Genomic DNA, 14,164 nt, shown 5'->3' with positions numbered 1-14,164 from the left:
ACTATTTTCCTCCTTTCATAGCGGCATTAAATGCTTCTACCTTAGCCTGATCTTCATCTAGACCCTGTGACTGATAATAAGCAATCAGATCCATCATCTTCTTATAATCATGTGGAATGATCTTCTTAAACTTACCAATATATGTCTTGAAATCATCTAAGAACATCTTGGCTTTCTCTGAACCAGTATACTTATAATGATTTTCAATTAATTCTCTTACTGTCTTAATATCATATGGCTTATTGACTTCAGAATATTCTACAAGTGCACCATTTAATTTTTCATATAAATCATTATTTGGATCATAGATATACGCAATACCACCACTCATACCAGCAGCAACATTTCTACCTGTTTCACCCAAAATAACAACTAAACCACCTGTCATATATTCTAATGCATGGTCACCGACACCTTCTACAACAGCCTTAGCACCAGAGTTTCTTACACAGAAACGTTCACCAGCAACACCATTGATATAAGCTTCACCACTTGTTGCACCATATAAAGCAACGTTACCAATAATAATATTGTCTTCTGCCTTGAATGTAGCTTCATGAGGTGTCTTCACAATAATCTTACCACCTGATAAACCTTTACCTAAGTAGTCATTAGAATCACCTGTTAACTCAAGAGTTAATCCCTTAGGAATAAAGGCACCAAAACTCTGACCACCAGCACCAAACGCACGCACTGTAATAAAGTCATCTTCTACAAAATTACCTAAAGTCTTAGTAATATGAGAGCCAAGAATAGTACCAAATGAACGGTCTGTATTAGACACTTCTACAGAAACTTCTGTCTTCTTATGAGACTGAGATGCCTGTTCTAATGCCTTTAATAATACCTTTGTGTCAAGTACTTCATTTAATTTGAAGTCATATGCATGAGCTGGATTAAAGCAGTTATGTGCATCATTCGCATATGTGCTATCTAAGATCTTAGATAAGTCCATATGATACTGATCCGCAATATCCTTCTTCTTTAATAAGTCTGTATGACCAACCATTTCATCGATTGTTCTAAATCCTAGCTGAGCCATATATTCACGCATTTCTTCAGCAACAAACTTCATGAAGTTTACTACATATTCAGGTTTACCTGTAAATCTCTTACGTAAGATAGGGTTCTGAGTCGCAACACCTACAGGACATGTATCTAAGTTACATACACGCATCATAACGCATCCCATAGTAATAAGTGGTGCTGTCGCAAAACCATATTCTTCTGCACCAAGTAAGCATGCAATCGCAAGATCTCTACCAGTTAATAATTTACCATCTGTTTCAATCACAACACGATCTCTTAAATCATTCATGATTAATGTCTGATGTGCTTCTGCAAGACCTAATTCCCAAGGAAGACCTGCACTATAAACTGAGTTTCTAGGTGCAGCACCAGTACCACCATCATAACCAGAAATAAGAATAACCTGAGCACCAGCTTTCGCAACACCTGATGCAACAGTACCAACACCTGCTTCAGATACAAGCTTAACACTAATACGTGCTTCTTCATTCGCATTCTTTAAGTCATAGATCAACTGAGCTAAGTCTTCAATAGAATAAATATCATGATGAGGAGGTGGTGAAATAAGTGATACACCTGGAGTACTATGACGAGTCTTCGCAATCCAAGGATAAACCTTACCAGCAGGTAAGTGTCCACCTTCACCAGGCTTTGCACCCTGAGCCATCTTGATCTGAATTTCGTTGGCAGAACATAAGTATTCACTTGTTACACCAAAACGACCACTGGCTACCTGTTTAATAGCTGAACATGCAGAATCACCATTAGGACGAGTCACAAAACGTTCTGCATCTTCTCCACCTTCACCTGAGTTACTCTTACCATGTAATCTATTCATTGCGATAGCCATTGTTTCATGGGCTTCTTTAGAAATAGAACCATAACTCATAGCACCTGTCTTAAAACGTTTCACAATGTTTTCTACAGGTTCTACCTCTTCTAAAGGAATAGATTTTCTCTTGCTGAAGTCGAAATCTAATAAACCACGTAAGTTAATACCTTCTTCTTCCTGAGTAATAGTTTCAGAGAATTCTTTAAATAACTTATAATCACCTAAACGGCTAGCCTGCTGTAATAAGTGGATAGTCTTAGGGTTATAAAGATGTTTTTCTTTATGACTTCTTTCTTTATGGAATCCTCCAGAATCAAGTGTAGGATTCACATCATATCCAAGAGGATCAAAAGCTTGATTATGTAATGCATTTGTATCAGCTTCAATATCTTTTAAAGTAATACCTTCTACTCTACTTACTGTATGAGGGAAGTATGTATCAATCACTTCTTTAGAAATACCGATGGCTTCAAAGTTCTGAGAACCACGATAAGACTGTAAAGTAGAAATACCCATCTTAGACGCAATCTTGACAATACCAGAAAGTACTGCATGATTATAATCTTCTACTGCAGCATAGTAATCCTTTTCTAATAAACCTTCTTCTACAGCCTGATGAATTGTATCCTGAACAAGATAAGCATTAATAGCACTTGCACCATAACCAAGTAGTGTTGCGAAATGATGCACTTCTCTTGTTTCACCAGATTCAATAATTAAAGCCATCTTCATTCTCTTCTTAGTACGTACTAAATAAGAGTTCACACTTGCAACTGCAAGTAATGCAGGAATAGCACAATGGTTATCATCTACACCACGGTCTGAAAGAATAATAATATTTGCACCACGATGATATGCTTTATCTACTTCAATAAAGAGGTGATCTAAAGCCTTTTTAAGTGATGTATTCTTATAATAAAGTGTAGAAATAGTTTCACTTTCAAAATCATCTGTATGAAGATGTTTTAACTTAAGAATATCTGTATTTGTAAGAATAGGGTTATGAATATGTAATAAACGACAGTTATCAGGTGAATCATTTAAGATATTTCCTTCAGTACCAATATCTAATGAAGTAGATGTGACAATCTCTTCACGAATAGAATCGATAGGAGGGTTAGTTACCTGGGCAAATAACTGTTTAAAGTAATTAAAGAGTGGCTGATGCATAGTACTCATTGCCGCAAGAGGTGCATCATTACCCATTGCAATAATTGGTTCACTACCATTCATTGCCATTGGAATAATATAATCCTTAATATCTTCATACTTATAACCAAAAGCAGTCTGTAAAGTTTCTAGCTTTTCATCACTGATGATCTCTACTCTTTCATTAGGAATCTTTAAATCTTTTAAGTATGTGAGGTGTGAATCAAGCCATTCACCATAAGGTTCCTTTTGTGCATAATAGTTCTTTAACTCTTCATCATTAATAAGAACACCCTTCTTAGTATCTACAAGAAGCATCTTACCAGGACGTAAACGATCCTTAACTACAATATCTTCTGTAGGAACATCTAAAGAACCTACTTCAGAAGACAAGATTAAATAAGAGTCTTTAGTAATATAATAACGAGAAGGTCTTAAACCATTTCTATCAAGTACAGCACCCATTAATTCACCATCAGAGAATAAAATAGAAGCTGGACCATCCCAAGGTTCCATAACTGTTGCATTATAGGCATAGAAATCCTTCTTCTTTTTAGACATAGAAGGATTGTTTTCCCATGGTTCTGGAATACACATCATAACAGCACGAGGAAGTTCCATACCACTCATAACCAAGAATTCTAATGTGTTATCTAACATCGCAGAATCTGAACCATTTACATCGACAACAGGGAATACCTTTTCTGTATCTAATACATCACATTTCATGTTTTCTTCACGAGAAAGCATGTTGTTCGCATTACCTCTAATTGTATTAATTTCACCATTGTGGACAATAAAGCGGTTTGGATGCGCTCTTTGCCATGATGGATTAGTATTTGTAGAGAAACGAGAATGCACTAATGCGATTGCACTCTTATAATCATCATCCTGTAAGTCCTGGAAGAAGCTTCTAAGCTGTCCTACAAGGAACATACCTTTATATACAATAGTACGGCTAGATAATGAACATACATATGTATTTTCATTACTCTGTTCAAAAATTCTTCTTGCTTGATAAAGAAGACGGTCAAAAGGAAGACCTGTTTCACAATCATCAGGTTTCTTTACGAATCCCTGCATAATATAAGGCATCGCTTCAATCGCTTTAGTACCTAATACCTCTTTATGTGTTTCTACCTTTCTCCATCCAAGGAAAGTCATACCTTCCTTAGTAATAATCTTTTCAAACATAGTCATTGCCTGATGTCTTTCTAGTTCATTCATAGGGAAGAAGAACTGACCAACACCATAATGACCTTCCTTAGGTAACTGGAAATCCTTAATACTCTTCTTAAAGAATGTATAAGGGACCTGAGTTAAAATACCAACACCGTCCCCTGTTTCACCCTTTGCATCTTTACCTGCTCTATGCTCTAACTGTTCTACAATCTTTAACGCATTTGATACTGTCATATGCGTTTTTACACCTTTGATATTAACAACTGCACCAATACCACAGTTATCATGTTCAAAAGATGAATCATATAAACCTTTGTTCATGCTCACACCTCCTATATAAGTGAACCTATAGTACAAAATATTTTTATCATTGTAAAGAAAAATTGTTATAAAAGTGATAAAACTTTCATATATTTATGATTAAACGAAAATATGTACATTATAACTTATATTAAACGAAATATAGGATAAAAAAGAAAGCCTTTACGGCTTTCGATTTCTCATTTCTTCTTGTATATGCTTAATACGATGATACATACCTGGATGATCATAAGAGGTATATTCAATAAAGTCTGCTGGATAGACATCTATCAGTTCATCACTGGAAATACGCTTAAAAGTAGTTATTAATTCTTCTCCATAACCATTATGTACTGCCTGATCATCTGCTTCATACTCTTCTTTTCTTGATACATAATTCAGATAAAAAGAACATATATACATAATAGGTGTAATCATCACACCTAAACATGTAAAGATCACATCATAGTTCATATGAATAAGACCAAAGCTCTCTAATACTCTTTCTGACAAGACTATACATAACTCACCATGAGGAATCATATAGACTATAAGGATAAATAGAATACATAATACAATATATTTCATATAGTTAAAGATATTCTTTTTATGTTTGAGATGTCCTATTTCATGGGAGAGGACTGCAAGAAGTTCTCCTTCAGAGTTCTCATCAAGAAAGTTATCTGCAATTCCAAATTCCTTATACCATAACATCTTTAATAAGAAGGCATTCTTACCAGTGGATTTCTTGGATTCATTGTATACCTTAATATGTTTCACTTTCTTAGGACAATCCTTCATTAGTTCTTCTATCTTGTGTCTTAGTTCATTGTCTTCTAATTCAGTAAATGTATATTGGATTCTTAAATACACATAACTGATACTTAAGACAATTAAATAAAGAATAAAACTAACACCTAGAAGTCCTAAACATAACACCAAAGATTGTGCATAAGTAATAGAGAAGTGATTTGTCCATCTTTCAATATGTTCAAGAATATAAAGACAAGGTATATAAAGGATGAAAGAAAGAACTAAGTCTAAAACTGTTTCTACAACTTCATCTTTTATAAACACTTCTTTTGTCTTCTTATTCTTGCCATACTTTTCTTCTATCTTAAACGTTGCATAATAGTCAAAGAACACACTTACGATTCTATTGATCAAAGAGATACTAAGCACTGTCACAAAGAAACGTGTATACACATTTAAAGGAAGTGTATCTATATAAGATAAGAAAGGGGAGAATAAATAGAATATATACACTAACACTGTGAATAACCTATTACATAACTTCATATGATCATAATCCTTCTCATAGCTTAAGAAAGATTCATAACGCTTTTTATCATATATATCACTTACTTCAATAGGTAATGGTTTCTTTCTTTGTTTATTCTTTATACCATCTAATACAAATCTATATCCTGTCTGTATCATAATAATGATAAATATCAACCATTTCATAAAAAAAACTCCTTATTTCATTACTAAAATTAAAAAATATATAAAAATCATTGGTATTAATATTGAAATGCAAGCGCATACGTACTATAATACCCATAGAATCTAGAACGCAAATAAAAATGACTGCTTGAAAAGTGCAGAAGGACAAAATATTATAAAACCATTTCTCAATTAATGCCTATCAACTTATTGTCATTCCTAAATACTGCGAATATATAATCCGGATTGTTCCTCACTGCATATTGCCTCTAGATAAGAAAAAGAACCCTGCGAGGTTCTTTTTTTCTTAATCTACATTAGATGCATAGAAATGAGTTGTCTTATAGTTATATACAATACGAGACACATTAAATAACTGTCCATTAGAAAGATGCACATAGTCTTCTACTTCTAATGCAGGACTACCTTCTTCTAATCCTAGAATAGCGGCTTCCTGTGCACTTAACTTTTTAACATGGAAATACTTATCTGCAAAACCAATACTTAACTTTAAATCATTCTTAATATAAGTATAGATTGACTGACTCGCAATACGACGATCAAGTGAAGGAATAAGATCCTTATTGTAGTATGTGTACTCAATAGCCATTGGTACACCATCCATCTTTCTAATTCTTTCAATATAATAGATAGGTGTAGTGAGTTCACATTGCATGCGTTTTGATAGTTCTTCTCCAGCCATCATAATATGGAATCCCTTGACATCAGTAGTAATCTTATGACGTGGGGCATTCTCAGTAATACCACATGAACCATTCATCCATAAAGAATCATCATCTCTTGTATGACGTACAAATACACCACTTCCCTGAATTGAGAATAGAGTACCTTGTTTCTTTAAAGTACGAATCGCATTTCTAATTGTATTTCTACTTACTTGATACTGTTCAATTAACTGATCTTCTGTTGGTAGCTTATCAGTATATTCATTATTTTCTATTTTGCGGATAATATCTTCCACTACTTCTTGATATTTAGACATTTTTCATCACCGCCCACATATTAACATAACCTAACTTTTTGGTCTAGTATGAAAATAGTGATATAATGCATTTTGAGGTGAATAAGTATGAATTTTACACAAATTAAGATGATTATTTGTGATATGGACGGTACTTTGTTGGATAATCAGAAGAAGCTACCTCCACATTTTAATCAAATATACAAGGAATTGTATGATAGAAATATCATTTTTGCGATTTCGTCTGGAAGACAGATGGGAGAAGTGAAGAAGTATTTTGAAGGTAATAAGACTATATATCTTATGGCTGAAAATGGTGGCTATATACAACATAACGGAGATACACTCCTTGCAGATTATATGAATAAGGAAGATGTGTATAAGCTTACAAACTTTGTGTTTACGCTTAAAGGCACGGCTCCAATGTTAAGTGGTAAGAAGGCCATGTATGCATTCAATAAAGATAAGGAACTTATAAGTAAGCATACAAATCACTTTAGTATTACTTATGTAGATACAATAGAAGATATCGATGATGATATATTCAAGATTACAGTTTGTGATCCTATTGATCCAGTGAAGAACTGTTTGGAAGGACCTTTGTCTTGTATAAAAGGCTTTGAAGTGAAACCATCAGGAGACTGTTGGATTGATATTAATAAGAAGGGACAATCTAAAGCAGGTAGTGTCGTTTTCTTGCAAAAGACATTAAGTATATCAGAAGAAGAAACAATGGTCTTTGGAGATTCTGATAATGATCTACCGATGTTCACACATGCTTATTATAGTTATGCAATGAAGAATGCAGACCACTTTATACAAAGTAAAGCACGTTTTGTGACTCAAGAAGATAATGATCATGATGGGGTTATGAAGACAATACAGAAGATGATGGAGAAAGAAGATGGATTACTTATACAAATTTAAAGATGGAATGACTATTGTGAAGGATGATATGCCATTAGGTGATCATTGTATGCATTATAGTGATGACTGGGAATCATTACTTCCTTTTCAAGTTCCAGGAAAGATGAGAAAAACAAAACAGCTATTAAACTATATTGAATCAGTAAATATAATTAATAGGATATCATATGGTGTTCTCTCGTTCTTTGATGAAATACCTTATAGTATTCCTCTAGATCATATTTATATGAATGGAAAGCTCTATTTCCATACATCTAAGACAGGCTATAAGATCAATGGTGTAGGGAAACAGGCAAGTTATATTGTCGTAGAAGATTGTGGTATCAATGAAGAAAAGACAACACACAATCATCGTTCAGTATATATGTTAGGTATATTAGAAGAAGTAGGGAATAAAGAAAAAAAGAAAGATGTATTAGAAACACTCGTTCATACACTTTGTCCTACGCAGAAGGTAGATATTACTGATCAAATGGTAGATAATGTGAATATCTTAGAATTAGATATACAGTATATGATAGGAAAGGAACATATAAGATGAAGAAAATCGGATTTATTGGTTTAGGTATCATGGGGCTACCTATGGCAGGTCATTTAATGGATGCAGGTTATGAAATGCATATTTATGCAAGACATCCCAAAAAGGTGACATCTTTAGTAGAGAAGGGTGCGACACTTCATTCTACTATTCATGATTGCGTGAAAGATGTAGACGCAGTCATGACTATTGTAGGTTTTCCACAGGATGTGGAAGAAGTTTATTTTAATGACAACAATATTCTTGATTCAGTAAAGGAAGGGACTTATCTTATTGATATGACGACTACATCACCTACACTTGATCAAAGAATATATGAAGAAGGTAAAAAGAGAAATCTACATGTATTAGATGCACCAGTTACTGGTGGAGATACAGGCGCAAAGAATGCGACTCTTTCTATTCTTGTAGGAGGAGACAAAGAAGATTATGAAGCATGTCTTCCTTTATTTGAAGCCATGGGTACTAATATTAATTATCAGGGGCCTAGTGGTTCAGGACAGCATGCAAAGATGGCTAATCAGATCATGATTGCAGGGGCATTATCTGGTGTATGTGAAGCACTCACATATGCATCGAGTAAAGGTTTGGATTTAGATGTTTTATTAAAGTCTGTGTCTACTGGTGCGGCAGGAAGTCATCAGTTAGATGCTTTTGGGCCTAAGATCTTAAAGGCTGATTATCAGCCAGGATTCTTTATGAAACACTTTATTAAAGATATGAAGTTAGCTGATGAAGAAGCCAAAGAATCAGACATTACACTTAATGTATTAGAAACAGTATTAAAAAACTATCAGGAATTAGAAAAAGAAGGCTATGGTGACTTAGGTACACAAGCCTTAATCAAGTATTATAAAAAGCCCTAAGAGAGGGCTTTAAGCAACTCAGTCTTAGAAGCGGGGGTAAATCCCTGGATCATATCCTTTGATCCTCCACCTTTGCTTTTAAGGCTTTTTAATTGTGTTAATATATCCAATGCATTATTCGCAGAACCTATGACATAACGATAGCCTTTTTCATCATTTCCTACAAATACACCACCTGTACCATAAAGATTAACTAAGTGATTTGTTACTTCTCTTTGATTTATAGGTAAACAGTCTTCTACAAATAAATAAGCATGATCACATAAAGAAAGCATATGTTCTTTCTCTAGTTGTGCATATTTGACTTCTAAAGCAGTTTTTTCTTCATACATCTTATTGACTCGTTTTACAAGTGTTTGATTGTTGGAAGAGAAAAGATGATAAAGTGATTCAAGATGATCAAAATCATCCTTGAAACGATGATAAGCACGTTCCCCAAATAAGAATATAAAACGTGTCCCTCGAGTTGTATGAATCACTTTGATGATCTTGAATACTCCTAATTCACCTGTTCTTTTTACATGGGGTGCACAACATGCACATATATCATAATGTTTGATCTCTACAATACGTACTTTGCCTTCAATCTCTTTCTTAGAACGATAAGAGATACTCTCTAAATCATCAGGATAGAAACAATGAATTTCTTTATTCTCATAGATAGCCTGATTCACTTTCTCTTCTATTAAATCAATATCCTGAATATCACCATCATATTCTACTTGTCCTTCTTCACTGTTTAGATGGAAACTCACATTATCATAACCATATAAACTATGAACAATACCAGAAAGAAGATGTTCTCCTGTATGATTCTGCATAAAAGAATAACGTCTCTTCCAGTCAATATGACCTTCTATTGTATCTCCTACATTGAAGTGATGTTTCTTAACATAATGGATAATCACATCATTCTTAATCTGAACATCCTTGACAGGAATATCATTAATAGTCCCTAGATCACATTCCTGACCACCTTCCTCAGGAAAGAAAAGTGTCTGGTCAAGAATGATTTCATTCTTATTGACTTCTACTACTGTTGCCTTGAAATCTGTACTATAAGGCATTTCATCATATAATTTTATTGTTTTCATATATATCACCTTCATTATTCTAACATAAACACTTGACCGAGAGGTACTACCGAGTGTTAAAGTGTTTTCATAATCTGTGAGTTATGAATAATAAACATTAATTTGTGTTAGAATAACACAGAAAAAGAAGGGAGAAATTATTGTGGATAAAAAGAAAACATCAGTCAATATGCTTGAAGGTTCAATATTTAAGAGTTTAGTCATCTTTATGATTCCAATTCTTATATCAAACATCTTCCAGCAATTCTATAACACAATGGACACAGCCATTGTAGGAAATACTTTAGGAATGACATCACTTTCTGCCATTGGTTCATGTGCAGCGGTCTATGACTTATTAGTAGGTTTTGCGTTAGGTATTGGGAATGGTTTATCTATTGTCACTGCAAGAAGCTATGGTTCAGGAGATGAAGAACTCTTAAAGAAATCAGTGGCAGCGAGTTTTGTGATTGGTATTATATCTTCTATTGTGATTACTATTATTGCCTCTATTGGAATTAAACCATTACTTATTGCGATAAATGTATCACCGGACTTACTAAATGAAGCCTATAGCTATATTATTGTGATTGTCCAATTCTTAGTCGTTATGTTTGCCTATAATCTATGCGCAGGTTTATTACGTGCTATAGGGAATAGTTTAATGCCTTTAGTATTCTTAATCATATCATCAGTATTAAATATCGGTTTAGACTTATTCTTTATCACACAGCTTCATATGGGTGTAAGAGGAGCAGCAGTTGCGACAGTCATTGCCCAGGGGATATCAGTTGTATTCTGTTTGATTTATATCTTTAAGAATGTCCCATTACTCGTACCAGAAAAGAGACATTTTAAATTTGATGCAGCTCTTTATAAAGAACTATTAGGTCAGGGATACTCTATGGCTGTTATGAGCGCTATCGTTAATGCCGGTTCAGTTATCTTGCAGTCAGGTATCAATGGTCTAGGAAGCAAACAGATTATTGCTGGTCATACTGCTGCAAGAAAACTTTATATGTTCTTCAATATGCCATTTACTGCCATGGCTCAAGCAGCCAGTACATTTGTATCTCAAAACAAAGGCGCAGAAAATGTATCACGCATACGCAAAGGTATGAAACAGATGTATATCTATGATATTGTTGTAGCCGCAATCGCAACCGTTATTCTATTATTAAGTGCCCCTACACTTGTAACATGGATTTCTGGTACAACGGACAAGACAGTCTTATACAATGGTTCACTTTATTTACGTATCGTAGCCCCTAACTATGCCGTATTAGGTGTATTAATGCAGACAAGATTTGCTTTGCAAGGTATTGGACAGAAGATGTTACCACTTGTATCGAGTATTATTGAATTAGTCGGTAAGATTATCTTCGTATTCGCACTTATTCCAGTCTTTAAATATATGGCTGTCATTTTCTGTGAACCAGTCATCTGGGTCGTTATGACAATTTATCTATTAATCGTATTCTGGAGAGATCCATTTATTAAAGAGGCTTAGACCTCTTTTTCTTTTAATACTTATTTAGAAATATTTCTAAATAGGTATTGTATTTCTTGGTGTTTATTGTATAATCTATTTAGAAAGTTATCTAAATAGGCGGTGAACATATGTTTGAGAAGACATTTAAAGCACTTAGTGCACCAGTAAGAAGAGATATTCTTAACTTATTAAAGAAAGGAAGGATGTCTGCGGGAGATATTGCTGCACAATTTGATATGACACAGGCAACTGTCTCATATCATTTATCGATATTAAAATCTGCAGACTTAATAAGAGAAGAAAAAGATAAGAATTATATTTATTATGAAATTAATGCGACTGTGTTTGAAGAAATGTTGTTGTATTTTAAGTCTTTTTTAGGAGGAAATGATGATGTTGAAGAATAAATGGTTTAAGTTTAGTTTGGTATTATTTCTGTTGCCACTTGTATGTATATTAGTGACTTATAATAAGTTACCTGCACAAGTCGCAACACACTTTGATTTTCATGGTACACCTGATGGGTATATGAATAAGTTCTTAGGTTTATATGGTATGTGGGCATGTATGTTATTGCTTCATATATTCTGTGCTTTTATGACATTCAAGGATCCTAAGAAGAGTAATATACCAGATATAGGATTAAGAATTGTATTGATGATCTGTCCATTAATATGTTTGATGGTCACTCTACTTATTATTACATATAATCTAGGCTATCGTTTTGATATGACATTTATTATGAATATAGTAATAGGCTTCATCTTTATTATTTTAGGTAATTACTTACCTAAAATAAAAAGAAACTATACTATAGGTATTCGTACTTCATGGGCATTAAATAGTGATGAGAACTGGTCACGTACACATAGATTTTCTGGTTATGTGTTTGTATTGAGTGGAATGTTGTATATTATCTTTAGTATGTTAGGTTATATGTTTATTGGTTTAGGTATTATACTTATATCTATTTTACTATGTTCTGGATATAGCTATAGCTTGTACAAGAAGGGGATTTAGTGGTATGCCACTAAATCTTTTTTCAATAGTTTTTTCTAAAACTGCAAAAAGGTGCATAAAATAAGAAAGTAGTGTATAGTAATGAATGGGTAAGGGAATAGCTCATACTAAAATCCGATTTCCTTACCATGATCACCGTAGGTGATCTTTTTTTATGTCTAAATTTTAGGATATATACAGATGTTAATATCATTCGAATGAAAATGAATCATATTTTTTCATGATTTATCATAAATATGCGTCCAAGCACCCCTAAATATTCAAAAATATTCATAAAAATAGGCAGTAAAATGAATAAAAGTGAAAATAAATGGAAAAATATGAATAAAAATGATTGAAAACGCATTCTTCCTGTGATAATATTGAAGCTGTCAAAGGGAGGAAGAAAATAGATGAAATTAGCGACAAGGATTAATTCATATTTAAGAATTGAAGGTTATGATTTAGAAAAAACTTTTTCTGATTTCAAAAAGGTAGGATTAGGATATGTTGATCTAAATTATCCAGAACATGTAAATGGATATGATGCAGACACTATGAAATCATTGTTAGAAAAATATGATTTAAAATTAAATGGTGTAGCATTACGATTCAGAGGGAAATTCATCAATGGTGAATTAGGAAACTCTGATCCTCAGATTGCTGGTGATGCTCTTCAGTTATGTAAAGAAGCTGTAGACTATTGTAGAGCTGTAGGTGGAAAAGTTATTACAATTTGGTTAGGATTTGATGGATTTGATTACAGTTTCCAGATTAATTACAAAAAGGTATGGGACCAGTTAGTTCATGCATTCCAGGAAGTTTGTGATTATGCACCAGATTTACTAATCAGTATCGAATATAAACCATATGAAGAAAGAGCTTATGCGTTTATTGACTCAATGGGTGTTACAGGAATGATGTTAAATGATATTAATAGAGATAACATTGGTGTAACTTTAGATTATTGTCATATGTTAATGAAACATGAAAATCCTGCATTTGCAGCAGATATTTTTGGAAGTCAAAAGAAATTATATGGTATTCATTTGAACGATGGTTATGGTGTACATGATGATGGTCTAATGATTGGGACATCAACACCATTTAAAACATTAGAAATGCTTTATTACTTTAAAAAGCATGGTTATGAAAATGCAATTTATTTTGATACATTCCCAGTTATTGAAGAAGCTGCAGCGGAATGTGAAAGAAACATTGAAATGATCAAGTATATGAATGATTTGATTGATCAGGTTGGATTAGATTATATTCAATCTATTATTGATAAAAATGATGCTATTGCTGCTAGTAAGTTAATGCTTGAATTTTTTAAAGGAGGAAAATAA

Annotated in this window: 11 protein-coding genes; 7 read left to right on the top strand and 4 right to left on the bottom strand. The window is 33.3% G+C overall.

Going from position 1 to position 14,164, the window contains the following annotated elements; genetic code table 11:
* Position 1: 1 nt before the first annotated feature.
* The 3 genes from gltB to ACFOZZ_RS07795 form a co-directional block, all read right to left on the bottom strand.
* Complete coding sequence (gene gltB / locus ACFOZZ_RS07805) at positions 2-4,513, bottom strand: glutamate synthase large subunit (protein WP_376815030.1); 4,512 nt, start codon at positions 4,511-4,513, stop codon at positions 2-4.
* Positions 4,514-4,675: 162 nt separating this feature from the next.
* On the bottom strand, positions 4,676-5,959 hold the full coding sequence (locus tag ACFOZZ_RS07800) for a M48 family metalloprotease (RefSeq protein WP_376815029.1): 1,284 nt from the start codon (positions 5,957-5,959) through the stop codon (positions 4,676-4,678).
* Between the two features lie 286 nt (positions 5,960-6,245).
* Positions 6,246-6,941: a GntR family transcriptional regulator gene (locus tag ACFOZZ_RS07795; RefSeq protein WP_055232463.1), complete on the bottom strand. Its 696-nt coding sequence runs from the start codon at positions 6,939-6,941 to the stop codon at positions 6,246-6,248.
* 87 nt (positions 6,942-7,028) lie between these two features.
* On the opposite strand from ACFOZZ_RS07795, the gene ACFOZZ_RS07790 reads away from it, so the two are divergent.
* Genes ACFOZZ_RS07790 through ACFOZZ_RS07780 form a run of 3 tightly spaced genes read left to right on the top strand, consistent with a single transcriptional unit; the run spans position 7,029 to position 9,251 of the window.
* A complete protein-coding gene (locus ACFOZZ_RS07790; protein ID WP_376815028.1) occupies positions 7,029-7,847 on the top strand; it encodes an HAD family hydrolase in 819 nt (272 codons plus the stop codon).
* Positions 7,825-8,388 carry a pyridoxamine 5'-phosphate oxidase family protein gene (locus ACFOZZ_RS07785; protein ID WP_376815027.1) on the top strand — a complete coding sequence of 188 codons (564 nt, stop codon included), beginning with the start codon at positions 7,825-7,827 and terminating at the stop codon, positions 8,386-8,388. The genes ACFOZZ_RS07790 and ACFOZZ_RS07785 overlap by 23 nt, the downstream gene beginning before the upstream one ends.
* Positions 8,385-9,251 (top strand): NAD(P)-dependent oxidoreductase, encoded by an 867-nt coding sequence (locus tag ACFOZZ_RS07780; RefSeq protein WP_376815026.1) that lies wholly within the window; start codon positions 8,385-8,387, stop codon positions 9,249-9,251. The genes ACFOZZ_RS07785 and ACFOZZ_RS07780 overlap by 4 nt, the downstream gene beginning before the upstream one ends.
* Here the strand turns inward: ACFOZZ_RS07780 and ACFOZZ_RS07775 are convergent.
* Positions 9,248-10,345, bottom strand: a complete 1,098-nt coding sequence (locus ACFOZZ_RS07775; protein WP_376815025.1) for an alanyl-tRNA editing protein — start codon at positions 10,343-10,345, stop codon at positions 9,248-9,250. The genes ACFOZZ_RS07780 and ACFOZZ_RS07775 overlap by 4 nt on opposite strands.
* A 142-nt stretch (positions 10,346-10,487) precedes the next feature.
* Here ACFOZZ_RS07775 and ACFOZZ_RS07770 point away from each other — a divergent pair, with 142 nt between their 5' ends.
* The 4 genes from ACFOZZ_RS07770 to ACFOZZ_RS07755 all read left to right on the top strand — a co-directional run bounded on the left by ACFOZZ_RS07770 (position 10,488) and on the right by ACFOZZ_RS07755 (position 14,164).
* Positions 10,488-11,834: an MATE family efflux transporter gene (locus ACFOZZ_RS07770; RefSeq protein ID WP_278780671.1), complete on the top strand. Its 1,347-nt coding sequence runs from the start codon at positions 10,488-10,490 to the stop codon at positions 11,832-11,834.
* A 110-nt stretch (positions 11,835-11,944) separates the two neighbouring features.
* Positions 11,945-12,223 carry an autorepressor SdpR family transcription factor gene (locus ACFOZZ_RS07765; RefSeq protein ID WP_055232454.1) on the top strand — a complete coding sequence of 93 codons (279 nt, stop codon included), beginning with the start codon at positions 11,945-11,947 and terminating at the stop codon, positions 12,221-12,223.
* Positions 12,210-12,836 (top strand): SdpI family protein, encoded by a 627-nt coding sequence (locus ACFOZZ_RS07760; protein ID WP_376815024.1) that lies wholly within the window; start codon positions 12,210-12,212, stop codon positions 12,834-12,836. The genes ACFOZZ_RS07765 and ACFOZZ_RS07760 overlap by 14 nt, the downstream gene beginning before the upstream one ends.
* 392 nt (positions 12,837-13,228) lie before the next feature.
* Complete coding sequence (locus tag ACFOZZ_RS07755; protein WP_288686783.1) at positions 13,229-14,164, top strand: sugar phosphate isomerase/epimerase family protein; 936 nt, start codon at positions 13,229-13,231, stop codon at positions 14,162-14,164.

It is taken from the genome of Catenibacterium sp. GCM10023432, assembly GCF_042651925.1.
Classification (GTDB): Bacteria; Bacillota_I; Bacilli_A; order Erysipelotrichales; family Coprobacillaceae; genus Catenibacterium; species Catenibacterium mitsuoka.
Note: the sequence above shows the minus strand (reverse complement) of the source record. Positions and strands in the feature narration are given on the sequence as shown.

What these genes read in the sequence shown, in the direction of transcription:
- ACFOZZ_RS07775 (WP_376815025.1), bottom strand. Translation starts at nt 10,345, where the DNA reads ATGAAAACAATAAAATTATATGATGAAATGCCTTATAGTACAGATTTC.
- ACFOZZ_RS07755 (WP_288686783.1), top strand. Translation starts at nt 13,229, where the DNA reads ATGAAATTAGCGACAAGGATTAATTCATATTTAAGAATTGAAGGTTAT.
- ACFOZZ_RS07760 (WP_376815024.1), top strand. Translation starts at nt 12,210, where the DNA reads ATGTTGAAGAATAAATGGTTTAAGTTTAGTTTGGTATTATTTCTGTTG.
- ACFOZZ_RS07780 (WP_376815026.1), top strand. Translation starts at nt 8,385, where the DNA reads ATGAAGAAAATCGGATTTATTGGTTTAGGTATCATGGGGCTACCTATG.
- ACFOZZ_RS07790 (WP_376815028.1), top strand. Translation starts at nt 7,029, where the DNA reads ATGAATTTTACACAAATTAAGATGATTATTTGTGATATGGACGGTACT.
- ACFOZZ_RS07795 (WP_055232463.1), bottom strand. Translation starts at nt 6,941, where the DNA reads ATGTCTAAATATCAAGAAGTAGTGGAAGATATTATCCGCAAAATAGAA.
- ACFOZZ_RS07765 (WP_055232454.1), top strand. Translation starts at nt 11,945, where the DNA reads ATGTTTGAGAAGACATTTAAAGCACTTAGTGCACCAGTAAGAAGAGAT.
- ACFOZZ_RS07800 (WP_376815029.1), bottom strand. Translation starts at nt 5,959, where the DNA reads ATGAAATGGTTGATATTTATCATTATTATGATACAGACAGGATATAGA.
- gltB (WP_376815030.1), bottom strand. Translation starts at nt 4,513, where the DNA reads ATGAACAAAGGTTTATATGATTCATCTTTTGAACATGATAACTGTGGT.
- ACFOZZ_RS07785 (WP_376815027.1), top strand. Translation starts at nt 7,825, where the DNA reads ATGGATTACTTATACAAATTTAAAGATGGAATGACTATTGTGAAGGAT.